At 53.9% G+C, this 16,828-nt stretch carries 20 protein-coding genes and 1 other annotated feature; of the genes, 10 read left to right on the forward strand and 10 right to left on the reverse strand.

The annotated features are described in order from the left end of the window. Positions 1 to 106: 106 nt before the first annotated feature. The 5 genes from bamD (at position 107) to pheA (ending at position 4,314) form a co-directional block, all read left to right on the forward strand. Complete coding sequence (gene bamD / locus AC4ICF_RS17520; protein ID WP_023308867.1) at positions 107 to 844, forward strand: outer membrane protein assembly factor BamD; 738 nt, start codon at positions 107 to 109, stop codon at positions 842 to 844. A 119-nt stretch (positions 845 to 963) separates the two neighbouring features. Beyond that, the gene (locus AC4ICF_RS17525; RefSeq protein WP_479984861.1) at positions 964 to 2,292 is read left to right on the forward strand and encodes an IS4 family transposase; all 1,329 of its coding nucleotides are present in this window, start codon (positions 964 to 966) and stop codon (positions 2,290 to 2,292) included. Positions 2,293 to 2,552: 260 nt separating this feature from the next. Beyond that, positions 2,553 to 2,894 carry a ribosome-associated translation inhibitor RaiA gene (raiA, locus tag AC4ICF_RS17530; protein ID WP_003863162.1) on the forward strand — a complete coding sequence of 114 codons (342 nt, stop codon included), beginning with the start codon at positions 2,553 to 2,555 and terminating at the stop codon, positions 2,892 to 2,894. A gap of 103 nt (positions 2,895 to 2,997) precedes the next feature. Continuing rightward, positions 2,998 to 3,123: a sequence feature (Phe leader region), on the forward strand. Then, complete coding sequence (gene pheL, locus AC4ICF_RS17535; RefSeq protein WP_100249759.1) at positions 2,999 to 3,046, forward strand: pheA operon leader peptide PheL; 48 nt, start codon at positions 2,999 to 3,001, stop codon at positions 3,044 to 3,046. It overlaps the preceding feature by 48 nt. A gap of 30 nt (positions 3,124 to 3,153) precedes the next feature. Continuing rightward, the gene (gene pheA, locus AC4ICF_RS17540) at positions 3,154 to 4,314 is read left to right on the forward strand and encodes a bifunctional chorismate mutase/prephenate dehydratase (RefSeq protein WP_116343784.1); all 1,161 of its coding nucleotides are present in this window, start codon (positions 3,154 to 3,156) and stop codon (positions 4,312 to 4,314) included. Here the strand turns inward: pheA and AC4ICF_RS17545 are convergent. Genes AC4ICF_RS17545 through aroF form a run of 3 tightly spaced genes read right to left on the reverse strand, consistent with a single transcriptional unit; the run spans position 4,311 to position 7,446 of the window. Then, positions 4,311 to 5,183 carry an SMP-30/gluconolactonase/LRE family protein gene (locus AC4ICF_RS17545; protein ID WP_316380198.1) on the reverse strand — a complete coding sequence of 291 codons (873 nt, stop codon included), beginning with the start codon at positions 5,181 to 5,183 and terminating at the stop codon, positions 4,311 to 4,313. The two genes, pheA and AC4ICF_RS17545, sit on opposite strands and share 4 nt — an antisense overlap. A gap of 60 nt (positions 5,184 to 5,243) precedes the next feature. Further along, positions 5,244 to 6,365, reverse strand: coding sequence for a bifunctional chorismate mutase/prephenate dehydrogenase (tyrA, locus tag AC4ICF_RS17550; protein ID WP_163330166.1), 1,122 nt, complete (start codon positions 6,363 to 6,365; stop codon positions 5,244 to 5,246). A 10-nt stretch (positions 6,366 to 6,375) separates the two neighbouring features. Beyond that, entirely contained in the window at positions 6,376 to 7,446 is a 1,071-nt protein-coding gene (gene aroF / locus AC4ICF_RS17555; RefSeq protein WP_041908638.1) for a 3-deoxy-7-phosphoheptulonate synthase AroF, read from the reverse strand. 213 nt (positions 7,447 to 7,659) lie between these two features. Between aroF and AC4ICF_RS17560 the strand changes: the two genes are divergently transcribed. The 4 genes from AC4ICF_RS17560 (at position 7,660) to AC4ICF_RS17575 (ending at position 10,435) form a co-directional block, all read left to right on the forward strand. Further along, positions 7,660 to 8,034, forward strand: coding sequence for a DUF2799 domain-containing protein (locus AC4ICF_RS17560; RefSeq protein WP_116343787.1), 375 nt, complete (start codon positions 7,660 to 7,662; stop codon positions 8,032 to 8,034). Positions 8,035 to 8,235: 201 nt separating this feature from the next. Continuing rightward, entirely contained in the window at positions 8,236 to 8,724 is a 489-nt protein-coding gene (yfiR, locus tag AC4ICF_RS17565; protein WP_226857725.1) for a regulatory sequestration protein YfiR, read from the forward strand. Then, positions 8,717 to 9,937, forward strand: coding sequence for a diguanylate cyclase DgcN/YfiN (dgcN, locus tag AC4ICF_RS17570; protein WP_316380197.1), 1,221 nt, complete (start codon positions 8,717 to 8,719; stop codon positions 9,935 to 9,937). Before yfiR ends, dgcN begins: the two co-directional genes overlap by 8 nt. Positions 9,938 to 9,949: 12 nt before the next feature. Further along, the gene (locus AC4ICF_RS17575) at positions 9,950 to 10,435 is read left to right on the forward strand and encodes an OmpA family protein (protein ID WP_316380196.1); all 486 of its coding nucleotides are present in this window, start codon (positions 9,950 to 9,952) and stop codon (positions 10,433 to 10,435) included. Between the two features lie 2 nt (positions 10,436 to 10,437). Here the strand turns inward: AC4ICF_RS17575 and AC4ICF_RS17580 are convergent, their stop codons facing one another. From AC4ICF_RS17580 to ffh, 7 genes are all read right to left on the reverse strand, one after another. Continuing rightward, on the reverse strand, positions 10,438 to 11,808 hold the full coding sequence (locus tag AC4ICF_RS17580; RefSeq protein WP_491466113.1) for a PepSY-associated TM helix domain-containing protein: 1,371 nt from the start codon (positions 11,806 to 11,808) through the stop codon (positions 10,438 to 10,440). Between the two features lie 37 nt (positions 11,809 to 11,845). Continuing rightward, entirely contained in the window at positions 11,846 to 12,250 is a 405-nt protein-coding gene (locus AC4ICF_RS17585; RefSeq protein WP_316380194.1) for a DUF2946 domain-containing protein, read from the reverse strand. A 132-nt stretch (positions 12,251 to 12,382) separates the two neighbouring features. After that, positions 12,383 to 12,730 (reverse strand): 50S ribosomal protein L19, encoded by a 348-nt coding sequence (gene rplS, locus AC4ICF_RS17590; RefSeq protein ID WP_002914145.1) that lies wholly within the window; start codon positions 12,728 to 12,730, stop codon positions 12,383 to 12,385. A gap of 43 nt (positions 12,731 to 12,773) precedes the next feature. Beyond that, positions 12,774 to 13,541, reverse strand: a complete 768-nt coding sequence (gene trmD / locus AC4ICF_RS17595; protein WP_008502493.1) for a tRNA (guanosine(37)-N1)-methyltransferase TrmD — start codon at positions 13,539 to 13,541, stop codon at positions 12,774 to 12,776. A 31-nt stretch (positions 13,542 to 13,572) separates the two neighbouring features. After that, entirely contained in the window at positions 13,573 to 14,112 is a 540-nt protein-coding gene (rimM, locus tag AC4ICF_RS17600; RefSeq protein WP_003863136.1) for a ribosome maturation factor RimM, read from the reverse strand. 15 nt (positions 14,113 to 14,127) lie between these two features. After that, a complete protein-coding gene (rpsP, locus tag AC4ICF_RS17605; RefSeq protein WP_022649067.1) occupies positions 14,128 to 14,376 on the reverse strand; it encodes a 30S ribosomal protein S16 in 249 nt (82 codons plus the stop codon). A gap of 116 nt (positions 14,377 to 14,492) precedes the next feature. Continuing rightward, positions 14,493 to 15,854 carry a signal recognition particle protein gene (ffh, locus tag AC4ICF_RS17610; protein WP_096218409.1) on the reverse strand — a complete coding sequence of 454 codons (1,362 nt, stop codon included), beginning with the start codon at positions 15,852 to 15,854 and terminating at the stop codon, positions 14,493 to 14,495. Positions 15,855 to 16,020: 166 nt separating this feature from the next. On the opposite strand from ffh, the gene AC4ICF_RS17615 reads away from it, so the two are divergent. After that, entirely contained in the window at positions 16,021 to 16,812 is a 792-nt protein-coding gene (locus AC4ICF_RS17615; protein WP_116343829.1) for a cytochrome C assembly family protein, read from the forward strand. Positions 16,813 to 16,828 lie beyond the last annotated feature (16 nt).

A 16,828-nucleotide genomic window follows, 5' to 3' on the forward strand; every position in this document is an offset into this window, starting at 1 on the left:
GTTTTACGGCTTTGCCGTTTAATATAGTGTGCTATTGTAGCTGGTCTTAATCGGGAGCAGGAACAGAGTTTCTCCCGGACAAACATTTGAGGAAAGTCAAAACGTCATGACGCGCATGAAATATCTGGTGGCAGCGGCCACGTTGAGCCTGGCTTTGGTGGGCTGCTCCGGTTCGAATGAACAGGTCCCTGACAATCCGCCGAATGAAATCTATGCGACTGCACAACAAAAGTTGCAGGACGGTAACTGGAAACAGGCGATAACGCAACTGGAAGCGTTGGATAATCGCTATCCGTTTGGTCCGTATTCGCAGCAGGTACAGTTAGATCTCATCTACGCCTACTACAAAAATGCCGATCTGCCGCTGGCTCAGGCAACTATCGATCGTTTCATGCGTCTGAACCCGACTCATCCTAACATCGATTACGTTATGTACATGCGCGGTCTGACCAACATGGCGCTGGATGATAGTGCGCTGCAGGGCTTCTTCGGCGTGGATCGTTCCGACCGTGACCCGCAGCATGCGCGCGATGCCTTCAATGACTTCTCCAAGCTGGTGCGCGGCTATCCGAACAGTCAGTACGTCACCGACGCAACCAAACGTCTGGTGTTCCTGAAAGATCGTCTGGCAAAGTATGAATACTCCGTTGCGGAATACTATACCCGCCGTGGCGCATGGGTTGCTGTGGTTAACCGCGTAGAAGGTATGCTGCGTGATTATCCGGATACTCAGGCAACGCGTGACGGCCTGAAGCTGATGGAAAATGCTTACCGTCAGATGCAGATGACCGCTCAGGCTGAAAAAGTGGCGAAAATCATCGCTGCGAACAGCAGCAACACCTGATATCGCTTCAATGCAAAACGGCAGCCAGAAGGCTGTAATGCTGATCAGTTAAGGATCGGTTGACCGATCCAGTGGCTGTGTAAGAATCCGGAAATGTTTACCCGTTTCCGGATTTTTTTATGCACATTGGACAGGCTCTTGATCTGGTATCCCGTTACGATTCTTTGCGTAACCCTCTGACTTCTCTGGGCGACTGTCTTGACCCGGAACTGATTTCCCGCTGCCTTGAAGAATCCGGCACCGTCACGTTACGCAAACGGCGCCTTCCTCTGGAAATGATGGTCTGGTGCATTGTCGGTATGGCCCTTGAGCGCAAGGAGCCGCTTCATCAGATAGTTAACCGGCTGGATATCATGTTACCCGGCAATCGTCCGTTCGTTGCCCCCAGCGCCGTGATCCAGGCCCGTCAGCGGCTGGGAAGCGAAGCCGTCCGCCGCGTGTTCACGCAAACAGCGCAGCTCTGGCATAACGCCACGCCGCATCCGCACTGGTGCGGCCTGACCCTGCTGGCCATCGATGGTGTGTTCTGGCGAACACCGGACACGCCGGAAAACGACAGCGCCTTTCCCCGCCAGACGCATGGCGGAAACCCGGCACTCTATCCGCAGGTAAAAATGGTCTGCCAGATGGAGCTGACCAGCCATCTGCTGACGGCAGCGGCCTTCGGCACGATGAAAAACAGTGAAAATGAGCTCGCGGAGCAACTGATAGAGCAGACCGGCGATAACACCCTGACGTTAATGGATAAAGGCTACTACTCGCTGGGGTTGCTGAATGCATGGAGCCAGGCAGGAGAACACCGTCACTGGATGCTCCCTCTCAGAAAGGGAGCACAGTATGAAGAGGTCAGAAAGCTGGGTAAAGGCGACTATCTGGTGAAGCTGAAAACCAGCCCACAGGCACGAAAAAAATGGCCGGGTCTGGGAGATGAGATGACAGCCCGCCTGCTGACCGTGACGCGCAAAGGGAAAGTCAGCCATCTGCTGACGTCGATGACGGACGCCATGCGCTATCCCGGAGGAGAAATGGCAGACCTGTACAGCCATCGCTGGGAAATAGAGCTGGGGTACAGGGAGATAAAACAAACGATGCAACTGAGCAGGCTGACGCTGAGAAGTAAAAAGCCGGAGCTTGTGGAGCAGGAGTTATGGGGCGTGTTACTGGCGTATAATCTGGTGCGATATCAGATGATTAAAATGGCGGGCCATCTGAAAGGATACTGGCCGAATCAGCTGAGCTTCTCAGAATCATGCGGCATGGTCATGAGAATGCTGATGACGCTGCAGGGCGCTTCACCAGGGCGTATCCCGGAGCTGATGCGTGATCTTGAAAGCATGGCGCAACTGGTAAAGTTGCCGACAAGAAGGGAAAGGGCCTTCCCGAGGGTGGTAAAGGAAAGGCCCTGGAGATACCCCACAGCCCCGAAAAAAAGCCAGTCAGTTGCTTAACTGACTGGCATTACAGCCAGAAGGCTGCCGTTTCTTTATTCATTTCAGACATCCGCTGAAGCGCTTTAGCCTCAACACATCCCGTCAACTATGACCGCAATTCGTACCTTCCACAAGGTAAATCTCACCTCTTCCTGCCCTGCCTCACAAAAAAGATTCCCTGACAAAAACCGACAAAATAACGTGATCTAAATCACACATTTTGACATTAGGTCGGGTATGCTGGAATCACCAAGACGGAAAGACAAGAGGTAAAATTTATGACAATGAACATTACCAGTAAACAAATGGAAATTACTCCGGCAATTCGCCAGCACGTCGCAGACCGTCTCGCCAAACTGGATAAATGGCAAACTCATTTGATTAATCCACATATCATCCTGTCCAAGGAGCCCCAGGGTTTCATCGCTGACGCAACTATCAATACTCCAAACGGCCATCTGGTCGCCAGCGCAAAACACGAGGATATGTACACCGCTATTAACGATTTGATCAACAAGCTGGAACGGCAGCTCAATAAAGTGCAACACAAAGGTGAAGCCCGTCGCGCCGCGACATCGGTGAAAGACGCCAGCTTCGCGGAAGAAGTTGAAGAAGAGTAATCCTTTAAATTGAGTGTACCGCCAACGCGCCTTCGGGCGCGTTTTTTATTGACAGGGTGAAAACAGTACGGGTACTTTAACGGTATCAATCACAGGATGACTTTATGAAACTTACGCCGTTCTTCTTCGCATTCTTTTTTACCTTCCCCTGAACGGGAGGCGTTTCGTCGTGTGATAAAGAATGCGAAGACGAACAATAAGGCCTCCCATACCGGGGGGCCTTTTTTATTGATAACGATAAAATGAGACAGGCAACACTATGACACCGGAAAACCCGTTACTGGATCTTCGAGTAAAAATCAGCGCGCTGGATGAAAAATTGCTGGCGCTGCTGGCCGAACGCCGCGCGCTCGCCATTGAAGTAGGCAAAGCCAAACTGGACTCCCATCGCCCGGTGCGTGATATCGACCGCGAGCGCGACCTGCTGGAGCGTCTGATCCAGCTAGGCAGAGCGCATCACCTCGATGCCCATTACATCACCCGGTTGTTCCAGCTCATCATCGAAGACTCCGTTCTCACCCAGCAAGCGTTACTCCAGCAGCATCTGAACAAAACCAACCCGCACTCGGCACGCATCGCCTTCCTCGGGCCTAAAGGCTCCTACTCTCACCTGGCCGCACGTCAATATGCCGCGCGCCACTTCGAAGAATTTATTGAGAGCGGCTGTGCGAAGTTTGCCGACATTTTTAACCAGGTCGAGACCGGCCAGGCCGATTACGCCGTCGTGCCGATTGAAAACACCAGCTCCGGTGCCATTAACGACGTCTATGATTTACTGCAGCACACCAGCCTGTCACTTGTCGGCGAGCTGACGATCCCTATCGATCACTGCGTGCTGGTCTCCGGCTCAACCGACCTGAGCACGATCGAAACCGTGTACAGCCATCCGCAGCCGTTCCAGCAGTGCAGCCAGTTCCTGAACCGCTATCCGAACTGGAAAATTGAGTACACCGAAAGCACCTCGGCGGCGATGGAAAAAGTGGCGCAGGCCAACTCCCCAACCGTTGCAGCGCTCGGCAGCGAAGCGGGCGGCGCGCTGTATGGACTGCAAGTGCTGGAACGCAACCTGGCAAACCAGACGCAAAACATCACCCGTTTCGTGGTGCTGGCCCGCAAGGCTATCAACGTGTCAGACCAGGTGCCGGCGAAAACCACGCTGCTGATGGCAACCGGCCAGCAGGCCGGCGCGCTGGTTGAAGCCCTGCTGGTGCTGCGCAACCACAACCTGATCATGACCAAACTGGAATCACGCCCAATCCACGGTAACCCGTGGGAAGAGATGTTCTACCTCGATATCCAGGCCAACCTGGAGTCAGCTTCCATGCAGAAAGCCCTGCGCGAACTGGGCGAAATCACGCGCTCCATGAAAGTGCTGGGCTGCTATCCGAGCGAAAACGTCGTCCCGGTTGACCCGGCTTAACGTTCGATAAACCGGCTTTTCTTCATCCCTGCTACGCTGACAGGCAGGGTGAAGATGCCGCCGGAGAGCGGATACTTCTCCACCTCCTCCGCATCCATATTTTCCCGCGTGGTGGTAATGAACAGCGTTTTCATGTCGTCGCCGCCAAAGCAGACCATCGTCGGGCAACGCACCGGCATGCGGTATTCTTCCAGTTGCTCCCCTTGCGGAGAAAAACGCGCAATACGCCAGCCGTCAAACAGCGCACTCCAGTAGCAGCCTTCCACATCCATCGCCGCGCCGTCGGGTATCCCTTCTCCCGCTTTAAACTGACGAAACACCTCGCGCCTGCCAGGGTCACCATGCTCATCAAGCGGCGTACGGTAAATTACGCCGTTTGGCGTGTCGGAGGTAAACATCCACCGCTTATCCGGGCTAAACGCTAAGCCGTTGTGCCCGTGAATATCGCACTGGATCACCTTCGGCGCCAGGTCGTTGTCGATGCGCATCAGCAGGGCACCGTTGTAATCTCCCGGCCCCCAGAACGTGCCCGCATAGAAGCGTCCCTGATGGTCGGTCCCCCCATCATTAAAACGTGCGAGCTGCGGGTTTGAGGGGTTATCGCACACCTTGCGCTGCAGGAGCCCATGCTTATCGGCAAGCCATATGCCGTTGCGCATGGCGACAATAAAGCCGCCGCGCTCGCGCAGGGCAAAGCAGCCCACCTCTTCATGGAAGGAGAGCACGGTATGTTCCGCCGTTGACAGGTGGTAGCGGTGGATCTCCCCTTCCAGAATATCCGCCCAGTAAAGCGCATTTTCTTCTGCGCTCCACGTCGGGCATTCGGGCAGATGCCCGGTGTAGTTCAACAGCAGCTGCGGTTCAGCCATGACAGTTCCCCAAAATGAAAAAAGCCAGCATTGCTGGCTTTCAGTATATACATCATTGGATTACTGGCGACTGTCATTTGCCTGGCGCAACAGCGTGCGGCTTTCACTCTGGAAACGCGTGGCGTAATCGCCGAACCAGTGCTCCACTTTGCGGAAGCTGTCGATAAACGCCTGCTTGTCTCCGTGCTCCAGCAGGGTAATGGCTTCACCAAAGCGCTGATAGTAGCGCTTGATCAGCGCCAGGTTATTTTCAGACGACATAATGATGTCGGCGTAAAGCTGCGGATCCTGCGCAAACAGACGCCCGACCATCGCCAGCTCCAGACGATAGATAGGTGAAGAGAGCGCCAGCAGCTGTTCAAGCTGCACGTTCTCTTCCGCCAGATGCAGACCGTAGGCAAAGGTCGCAAAGTGGCGCAGCGCCTGAATGAACGCCATGTTCTGATCGTGCTCGACCGCGCTGATGCGGTGCAGCCTCGCGCCCCAGACCTGGATCTGCTCCAGGAACCACTGATAGGCTTCCGGCTGACGACCGTCGCAGTAAACCACCACCTGCTTCGCCAGGCTGCCGCTGTCCGGGCCAAACATAGGGTGCAGGCCCAGCACCGGGCCGGTATGTGCAGCCAGCATCGCCTGCAGAGGACCATTTTTGACGGAGGCCAGATCCACCAGAATGCAATCTTTCGGTAGAGGCGGGAGCTTTCCGATGATCTGCTCCGTCACGTGGATCGGCACGCTGACGATGACCATTCCGGCATCTTTCATCAGTTCCGGAGCATGCGCCCAGTCCTCTTTTTCCAGAATGCGCACCTGATAGCCAGAAAGCGTCAGCATTTTCTCGAACAGACGCCCCATCTGTCCTGCTCCGCCGACAATCACCACCGGCCGCAGGGACGGGCAGAGGGTTTTAAAGCCCTTGTCGTTTTCGCTGGAATAGGATTCCCGCATCACGCGACGCAGAACATCTTCAATCAAATCCGGCGAAACGCCCAGCGCCTGGGCCTCTTTACGACGGGAGGCCAGCATTGAGGCTTCGCGCTCCGGGACGTAAATCGGCAGGCCGTATTTGCTCTTCACCTCACCGACTTCAGCAACCAGTGCCATGCGGCGCGCCAGCAGGTCCAGCAGCGCCTTATCTACTTCATCAATTTGATCGCGCAGTGCGGTCAATTCAGCAACCATAACTACCCTCTTAAGCCAGACGCGTCGCCAGCTGGCCGCTTAAATCTTTATGGATCTCACGCAGCAGCGCATCGGTGGTTTCCCAGCTGATGCAGGCATCCGTGACGGAGACGCCGTGCTTCATCGCGCTGCGCGGCTGTTCTGATGACTGATTGCCTTCATGAATGTTGCTCTCAATCATCAGACCAATAATCGAACGGTTTCCGTCTTTGATCTGTGCAACCACGGATTCCGCAACCGCTGGCTGGCGACGGTAATCTTTATTCGAATTACCATGACTGCAATCTACCATCAGTGCCGGACGCAGTCCCGCCTGTTCCATCTCTTTTTCACACTGCGCCACGTCCGCCGGGCTGTAGTTTGGCGCTTTCCCGCCGCGCAGGATCACATGACCGTCCGGGTTGCCCTGCGTTTGCAGCAGACACACCTGGCCCGCCTGGTTGATACCGACAAAGCGGTGCGGCATAGCGGCGGCGCGCATGGCGTTGATCGCCGTCGCCAGGCTGCCATCGGTACCGTTTTTAAAGCCAACCGGCATCGACAAGCCAGACGCCATCTCGCGGTGGGTTTGCGATTCAGTCGTACGCGCACCAATCGCGGACCAGCTGAACAGATCGCCCAGGTACTGCGGGCTGTTCGGATCCAGCGCTTCGGTTGCCAGCGGCAGCCCCATGCTGACCAGCTCCACCAGCAGGCGACGCGCAATCTTCAGGCCTGCTTCCACATCAAACGAGCCATCCATGTGCGGATCGTTAATCAACCCTTTCCAGCCGACGGTCGTACGTGGCTTCTCAAAATAGACGCGCATCACCAGATAGAGGCTATCGCTGACCTCCTCCGCTAATGCTTTAAATCGACGAGCATACTCAATGGCGGTTTCAGGATCGTGAATAGAGCAAGGACCACATACCACCAGCAGGCGCGGATCGCGGCCGGCGATTATGTCAGAAATGGTCTGGCGAGAGTGCTCGATCTGAGCCTCCTGCGCGGCGCTCAGCGGAAACTCCGCTTTCAGTTGATCCGGGGTAATCAGAACCTGTTCGTCAGTGATATGTACGTTGTTCAGCGCGTCTTTTTGCATGATAGCGATCCTGTAAAGCTCGTTTGCGATAGTTGTTTTCCTCAGTGAGGTGAAACCACGATACCATAAAAAGTAAACATTTCAATCCAAAATACGTACACATTACTTTACATCAGCCAATTAATTGCAAAAATCAGCCGCTAAAAACGTAAATTTAAAATTACACCCTAACTTTCTTCCGCCAAGCTATGCTGAAGAAAAAGGAGAAGGATTATGCGATCGATTGCTCTCGTCCTGCTGTCGCTGTTTTTATCGGGCTGCCAGATTAATCCTTACACTTTCCAGCCCAACTGGACGAGCCCGGACTGGTTCAGTGCGGGTAAAGAAGACGCCATGAATGGCCTGCCGGTTAAAGATAACCAGACCCTGGCCGATAGTTTTAACGACCCCAATATTGATCGTAGTGAATATCTCCGTGGCTATGCTGATGGTCAGAAAAAAGTATGCGAAGAAGGCTTTATTCACGCATGGGGATTAGCGGGCAAATCTTATCCCGCCAGTTGTGATACCGTTGAAAATGCAGCGAAACTGCACGCGTCATGGCAAAAAGGAATGGATGAAAGTATGCGTTCCAGCAGGCTTAATTAAGTTTGCTTTTATTCTTTGGAAAATAAACAACTGTAGGATTTAGCTTAGGTAAGCCATGGGCTATTTCTGACATAATGACGGCTCTGATAAACAATGGTATTCTGCCCGCAACTCTTAAGGACATCTATTTCCGGAGCGGTACGGCGGATTCTGGTGAGAAATTTATACTTGAACTCTTTGTTCCGACTCACTCTGGTGCTAATGCTGTTCCTTATGGTGGGCCCGGCGATGGCAGGCGCGCTCACGGAGACAGATAAATCGGTACGTTCGATTGTCTCAGGCATCGTGAGCTATACGCGATGGCCGTCGCTTTCCGGTCAGCCTAAGCTCTGTATTTACGCCACTTCTCACTATACGCACGCGCTCAGCGGCGACCAGGGGAATAACGAGTTACCCTATACCCCCGTTATTGTACGTAACGATCGGGAAGCCCTGGCCGCGACATGCGATGCTGTTTATTTCGGGACTGAACCACCTGCGAAACAACTTGAATTAATAAGTCAATATCAGGGCAGAGCATTGCTATTAATCTCAGAGCAAAATCCGGAATGTGTTATTGGCAGTGCCTTTTGCCTGATAATCGATCGTGGCCAGGTGCGGTTTTCCGTCAATCTGGATGCGTTGACACGCAGTGGCGTCAGGGTCAACCCGGATGTATTAATGCTTGCACGGAATAAGCAGCATGGATAAAGATTTCACCTCGACGCCACGTCCGACGTTTAAAAGAACGCTGAGGCGAAACAGCATGATAAGCGTCATCATCACGATGACGTTAATATGGCTGCTGCTCTGTTTTGCCTCGGTCGTAACATTAAAACAGTACGCGCAAAAAAATCTCGAATTAACCGGCGCCACAATGAGCCACAGCCTGGAAGCCTCGCTGGTTTTCAACGATTCACTGGCGGCCAACGAAACGCTCGCTGCGCTGGGTAAGCAGGGGCAGTTTGCCGTAGCAGAAGTCATCAACAGGCATAAAAAGCGCTTCGCCTACTGGTCCTGGAACCCGAAGGATAACAATGACACGCTGGGCGCGCTGGTGAGCCGCTGGCTTTTCCCCGTTCCGGTTGCACAGCCCATCATGCATAACGGCGTGGCAATCGGCGAAATTCGCCTTACCGCGCGTGACAGTCTGATCGGTCATTTTATCTGGATGTCGTTTGCCGTCCTCACCGGCTGTATTCTTTTTGCAACCGTCGTCGCGCTTACTATTACCCACTCTCTGCACCGCGGCATGGTAACGGCGCTGCAAAATATCACTGACGTTGTGCATGACGTGCGCACAAACCGCAACTTCTCCCGCCGGGTGAAAGATGGCCGTATCGAAGAATTTCACCAGTTTGGTGAAGACTTCAACAGCCTGCTGGATGAGATGGAGGAGTGGCAGCTTAAGCTCCAGGCCAAAAACGCCCAGCTGCTGCGTACCGCAATGCACGACCCGCTCACCGGTCTTGCCAACCGTGCGGCGTTTCGTAACAGCATTGCGGCCTTAATGAACGACCCTTCAGCCAGAAAAAACTCGGCCCTGCTCTTCCTCGACGGTGACAATTTTAAATTTATCAACGACACCTGGGGGCACGCGGCAGGAGACTGCGTATTGATTGAAGTCGCCAGCAGGATGATGGAGTTTGGCGATAAACGCCATCAATCCTACCGCCTTGGCGGTGACGAATTTGCCATGGTGCTCTACGGTGTGCATTCTGAGACTGAGGTTCAACACATTTGTGCTGCGCTAGCGCAGCAGTTTATCCGTCCGTTTGATCTGCATAACGGACAAAAAGCATCGATGTCACTCAGCATTGGCTTTGCTCTGGCGTGGGAAAATGCGTCCGTTGAAGCATTACTGGAGAAAGCCGACCGCAATATGTACCAGGTTAAAAACCAGCGTACAAAAACAATAAGTTAGAAAGGAAATTCTATGTTAAAACGATATTTCGCGCCGTTAGTTTTGGCCTCACTGGTTCTGGCTGGCTGCCAGTCGCCGCCCCAGGGCAAATTCACACCTGAACAAATCGCGGCGATGAAGTCATACGGTTTTAACGAACTGAACGGCGACTGGTCTTTGGGGCTGTCGGATACCATCCTCTTTGATAAAAATGACGCCAGGCTGCGCCCGGACAGTGAAGCACAGATCCAATCCATGGCCTCTCGCCTGGCGAAAACTGGCCTGAATCACGCGCGAATGGACGGTCATACGGATAACTACGGTGAAGAAAGTTACAACGAAGCACTGTCCTTAAAACGCGCCGATGCCGTTGCCGCCGCGTGGGCGAAGGGAGCGAATATCCCGCGCACTAATCTCACCACCCAGGGATTAGGAAAAAAATACCCGATTGCGAGCAATAGTACTGCACAAGGACGTGCTGAAAACCGCCGGGTGTCAGTGATTATCAGCACGCCATAGGATTATTTAGCGGATGATTCGGTGAGCGACACGCCTGTTGCCGCTCGCCAGCGCAGCCAGTCAATCAGAACAAACAGTGTCAGATTCACGCCCATCACCGGCAAAGCCAGCCCCAGCAGTACGCTGATTATCACCGTAACGCCTCTTCCCCACCCTGACAGCGCAAGCCAGCTCTGAGAGAGCGTCTGCACCGGATTCATTGCAGATCGCGCCGGACGACGCATCCACCACATCCGGTATCCCCAGATGATGAGCACGCACAGGGCAAGGCCGAAGGCTACGAGCAGCAGCTGATTCACCAGCCCGAATAAGATCCCCATATGGAAATCCACGCCCCAGCGGGTCAGCTTTGCCATTAACGGGAAATCCTCAAAGCGGGTTCTGTCCAGAATTTGCATGGAATTCGGATCCACCGCAACGGCATCCACCTGGGTCGGCCAGCTGCGGTCAATTTCCGTCACGGTCCATGCCTGGTCAGCGCTTTTCGCCGGGCGGATTTCGAGTTTATTCGCATCAATCCCTGCCCGACGGGCAGCGTGCAATACGCCATCAAACCGGGTCAGCTCTATCGTCACGTCGGGCATCATCATGCCACCATGATGTCCGCGATGTTCAGCGTGTTCATCCATCGTGACGGGGGCACCCGAAAGCGTGGTGTTCACCTGTGGGGTTAGCCAGTTCATCTGCGCACGAAGTTTATCCACGTTGCCGCCCGCCCACTGAGACCACGTCAGGCCCGTCGCAGAGAACAGCAACATTCCCCCCAGCAGCACCCAGCCCAGCGTGACATGCAGGCGACGCCGGTTCTGAAAACGATTGTTGATCCGACGTTTTGGCCGGGTATAAAACCACAGCGCAATCCCGCCCAGCGCGGCGACCCACATCCACGAGGCGGCCAGCTCGCTGTAGATCCGACCAACGTTACCCAGCATCAGGGACGTATGCAGATAATCAATGGCCTGGCGTAACGGTAAAATTCCGCTGGTACCATACACCGTCATATCGCCACGCACCGCAAGAGTGACGGGATCGATAAAAACAGCGCGGGTTTCCGATGGGCCAAGCGACGGGTCGGCAAACATCACACGGGTGGTTTCACCCGCAACCAGGCCAGGACGCACGGCGTGTAAACGCAGACTGGTGCCGATGGTTTTTTCCGCCACGGCGATCTGCTCCGCCAGCGGTTGTAGTTCCCCCACCGAATCCGTGTGGAGCGCGTGCCGGTACAGAATATTTTCCAGCTGCGGTGTCGCCACGTACAGCGTACCGGTCAGCGCGGCGAAGAAGATAAACGGGCCGACAAACAGCCCGACATAGAAATGGAGTCGACGCAGCAGGTTTCCCCATGCCGCGCGCGGAGTGCAGGTAGTCATACTTTTCCTTTTTAAGGCAAAAAGTTATCGATATTTTTTAAAGGGAAAAAGCAGACTGCCGCGGCGGCGCGCGGGTATCGGGATAAAGCCAGGGGAAAAAATGCCAGTGGCTGACCGCCTGACGCGGCGGCTTCAGACGCAGCCTGTGCAGCACGACACTGAGCAGCACAATCAGCGCGAGTATCATGCCCGGCACGTGGGCTAATAGCACGCAGTAGCCACAGGCTTCCGCATGGTCAACCGGCATGCTGTGCGGCATATCGCCGTGGTGCTCATCCATCGACATCATGCTCATGTCATGGTGCATCCCCGGCATGGCACTCATGGGATCTTTTTGCAGCGAGACGGAGATAAGCGGTGCGATCACGATCAGCAGGATCGCAAACAGCGCGGTCCATGCCGCTGCGCGTTTCCAGTTATGCTGATGCAGTACGTTAATCACTTACCCTCCACGGAAGAGGCAAGCATTGTAAATGATTTATGACGAAAGGGTTAACGCGATAGGTGCGATAGGATAAAAAAAGGGCCAGCCTTTCGGCCAGCCCTTTCTAACAGGATGTCGCTTAAGCGAATCTTAGTTCAGACGCTCTTTAATACGAGCAGACTTACCAGTACGCTCACGCAGGTAGTACAGTTTAGCTTTACGTACAGCACCACGACGTTTAACAGCAATGCTGTCAACTACCGGAGAGTGAGTCTGGAAGACACGCTCAACGCCTTCGCCGTTGGAAATTTTACGAACAGTGAATGCAGAGTGCAGACCGCGGTTACGAATAGCGATAACCACGCCCTCGAATGCCTGCAGACGTTTTTTGGAACCTTCAACAACCCATACTTTCACTTCCACGGTGTCACCTGGACGGAAGGAAGGTACGTCCTGCTTCATCTGCTCTTGTTCAAGTTGCTTAATAATGTTGCTCATAATTTAATCTCTTATCCTGGGTAAACTGATATTCGGGAGCGTATTACGCATTCCCATCATGTTCATGCTGCTGTTGCGCGTGTTCAGTTTTGAACTCGGCCAGCAACTTTGCTTGCTCTTCAGTCAGAGCCAGGTTTTCCAGAAGTTCAGGTCTTCTAAGCCAGGTTCGGCCCAGCGACTGCTTCAAACGCCAGCGACGTATCTCGGCATGGTTTCCAGACAGTAACACCGCCGGTACTTCCATCCCTTCTAACACTTCAGGACGAGTATAGTGTGGACAGTCCAGCAATCCATCGGCAAAAGAATCTTCCGTTGCCGAAGCTTCATGGCCCAGAACCCCCGGAATGAACCGGGCGACGGAGTCAATCAGCGTCATTGCGGGTAACTCACCACCGCTGAGAACGTAATCGCCGATAGACCATTCTTCGTCAATCTCGGTTTGAATTACGCGCTCATCTATCCCTTCGTAGCGTCCACAGACCAGAATCAGCTTTTGATTCGTCGCCAGTTCGCTCACGCCCGCTTGATCAAGCTTGCGTCCCTGAGGTGACAGATAAATCACCTTCGCGCCTTCACCTGCCGCGGCTTTTGCTGTGTGAATAGCGTCCCGTAAGGGTTGCACCATCATTAGCATCCCCGGTCCGCCGCCGTAAGGACGATCGTCCACGGTACGGTGCCGGTCATGAGTAAAGTCACGAGGACTCCAGCTCTGGATGCTCAGCAGGCCATTCTTTACTGCCCGGCCAGTTACCCCGTAATCGGTAATCGCGCGGAACATTTCAGGAAACAGGCTAATTATGCCAATCCACATAGCGCCGTCTTTTACCGTTTATCCGGAGAATTTAAAAACCAGGATCCCAATCTACTTCAATGGTTTGAGTAGTGAGATCGACTTTCTTGATAACCTGTCCATCGAGGAACGGAACCAACCGCTCCTTGATGCCAAATGCATCTTTCAGGTTTGCCTTAATGACAAGAACGTCATTTGACCCGGTTTCCATCATATCGATGACTTTCCCCAGGCTGTAACCTTCAGTGGTAACTACCTGGCAGCCCATAAGGTCTTTCCAGTAGTAGTCGCCCTCTTCCAGCTGTGGCAACTGCGACGAATCCACGACAATTTCACAATTAGTCAGCGCATTCGCGGCATCACGATCGTCAATGCCTTTCAGCTTGATGATGATGTCCTGATTGTGGTGACGCCAGCTTTCCAGCTCGACCTCTTCCCACTTACCGGCTTTCTGGATGAACCAGGGCTGGTAATCAAAAATGCTATCAGCGTCTTCAGTGGAGGAAAACACTCTGAGCCAACCACGGATACCGTAGCAAGAACCCATTTTTCCCAATACGATCGGTTCAACAGGTGCTTTATTGCTCATCATGACCACCGTGACAGATTAAGCTGCTTTGTTTGCTGCTTTGATCAGCGTAGCAACGCGATCGGAAACAGTAGCGCCCTGGCCAACCCAGTGAGCGATACGATCCAGATCCAGACGGGTTTCTTCTTCTGCGCCAGAGGCCAGTGGGTTGAAGAAACCAACGCGCTCGATGAAGCGACCGTTGCGTGCATTACGGCTGTCAGTCACAACAACCTGGTAGAACGGACGCTTTTTAGCGCCGTGACGTGCTAAACGAATAGTTACCATAACATCCTCTTGTGTGAATAAAACAACCGGGCCCCATCGAGGAACGGAGCCCGGGTGTCATATTAAAAGCCCGAAAATTTTACTCATTTTCGGGCAAAAAGCAATCTCAAAAGCGATTAACGCCCTGGAAAACCGGGAGGCATCATGCCTTTCATGCCGCGCATCATCTTCGCCATGCCGCCTTTCTTCATTTTCTTCATCATGCGCTGCATGTCGTCGAACTGTTTCAGAAGACGGTTAACGTCCTGCACCTGCATGCCGCAACCAGCTGCGATACGACGTTTACGGGAACCTTTGATGATGTCCGGGTTAGCCCGCTCTTTCAGCGTCATTGAGTTGATGATCGCCTCCATACGCACCAGCACCTTGTCATCCATCTGCGCTTTCACGTTGTCTGGGATCTGGCCCATGCCCGGCAGTTTGCCCATCAGGCTTGCCATGCCGCCCATGTTTTTCATCTGACGCAGCTGCTCAAGGAAGTCGGTCAGATCGAAACCGTCGCCTTTTTTCAGCTTGCTGGCCAGCTTCTCGGCCTGCGCGCGGTCAACCTTGCTCTCGATATCTTCGATCAGCGACAGCACGTCACCCATGCCGAGGATACGGGATGCGATACGGTCCGGGTGGAACGGCTCCAGCGCTTCAGTTTTCTCGCCCACGCCGAGGAATTTAATCGGCTTACCGGTGATGTGACGAATGGAGAGCGCCGCACCGCCGCGGGCGTCACCGTCCACTTTGGTCAGCACCACGCCGGTTAACGGTAGCGCTTCGTTAAACGCTTTCGCGGTATTCGCCGCATCCTGACCGGTCATGGCATCGACAACGAACAGGGTCTCTACCGGGTTGATAGAGGCATGCACCTGTTTGATCTCGTCCATCATCGCTTCGTCAACGTGCAGACGACCGGCGGTATCCACCAGCAGCACGTCGTAGAACTTCAGCTTCGCTTCTTTCAGCGCGGCGTTAACGATGTCGACAGGCTTCTGGGCAACGTCGGACGGGAAGAAATCCACGCCGACCTGCTCGGCCAGGGTTTCCAGTTGCTTGATCGCCGCCGGGCGATAGACGTCCGCTGAGACCACCAGCACTTTCTTCTTGTGCTTTTCACGCAGGAATTTACCCAGTTTACCGACGCTGGTAGTTTTACCCGCCCCCTGCAGGCCCGCCATCAGCACCACGGCCGGCGGCTGAGCGGCCAGGTTAAGCACCTGGTTCTCTTCGCCCATCGCCGAAACCAGTTCGTTACGAACGATTTTGACGAACTCCTGACCCGGGGTCAGGCTCTTGTTAACTTCATGACCAACCGCCTTCTCTTTTACGCGGTTGATAAAATCACGAACAACCGGCAACGCCACGTCTGCTTCCAGCAGCGCCATGCGCACTTCGCGCAGCGTTTCCTTGATGTTCTCTTCAGTAAGGCGTCCGCGGCCGCTGATGCTGCGCAGCGTGCGCGACAAACGATCGGTTAAATTATCAAACATTGTCTCTCGCCTGAGTAGAAACGTTGGGCCGCATTGAGCGACACATACACAGAATTTTGCCGGAGTATAACATGAAGGCGCCTTTGTTGTTATGCAACGGTTGGAGCAGGCGTCACGTAACGTTATACTGCTTCTCTTTCTTATTAAGACAACTGTCGATGCCTATATGCCTGTTTTCGCACTGATCGCCCTTGTTGCCTACTCTGTCAGCCTCGCGCTGATTATTCCCGGACTGCTGCAAAAAAACAGCGGCTGGCGGCGCATGGCTATTCTTTCGGCGGTCATTGCACTGATAAGCCACGCGTTTGCGCTGGAATCACGCATTATTCCCGGCGACGGCAGCGTGCAAAACCTGAGCGTCCTCAACGTCGGCTCGCTGGTCAGCCTGATGATCTGTACGGTAATGACCATCGTTGCGTCTAAAAATCGCGGCTGGCTGCTGCTGCCGATTGTCTATACCTTCGCGCTGATCAATCTGGCTCTCGCCACCTTTATGCCTAATGAATTCATTACGCATCTGGAGGCGACGCCGGGGATGCTGGTGCATATCGGCCTGTCGCTGTTTGCCTACGCGACGCTGATTATCGCCGCGCTTTACGCCATGCAGCTCGCCTGGATTGACTACCAACTGAAAAACAAAAGGCTGGCGTTCAACCATGAAATGCCGCCACTGATGGTCATTGAGCGTAAGATGTTCCACATCACGCAGATAGGCGTGGTGCTGCTGACGCTCACGCTCTGCACGGGCCTGTTTTACATGAAGAACCTGTTCAGCGTGGAGAATATCGATAAAGCAGTGCTCTCCATCATCGCGTGGTTTGTCTATATTGTCCTGTTGTGGGGCCATTACCATGAAGGCTGGCGCGGTCGTCGCGTCGTCTGGTTCAACGTCGCGGGTGCGGGCATTCTCACCCTTGCCTATTTTGGCAGCCGCTTCATACAGCAATTTGCTGGCTAAGTAACAAAAGGAGTTC

The organism is Enterobacter sp. ECC_219_Taxon_10, assembly GCF_058354905.1.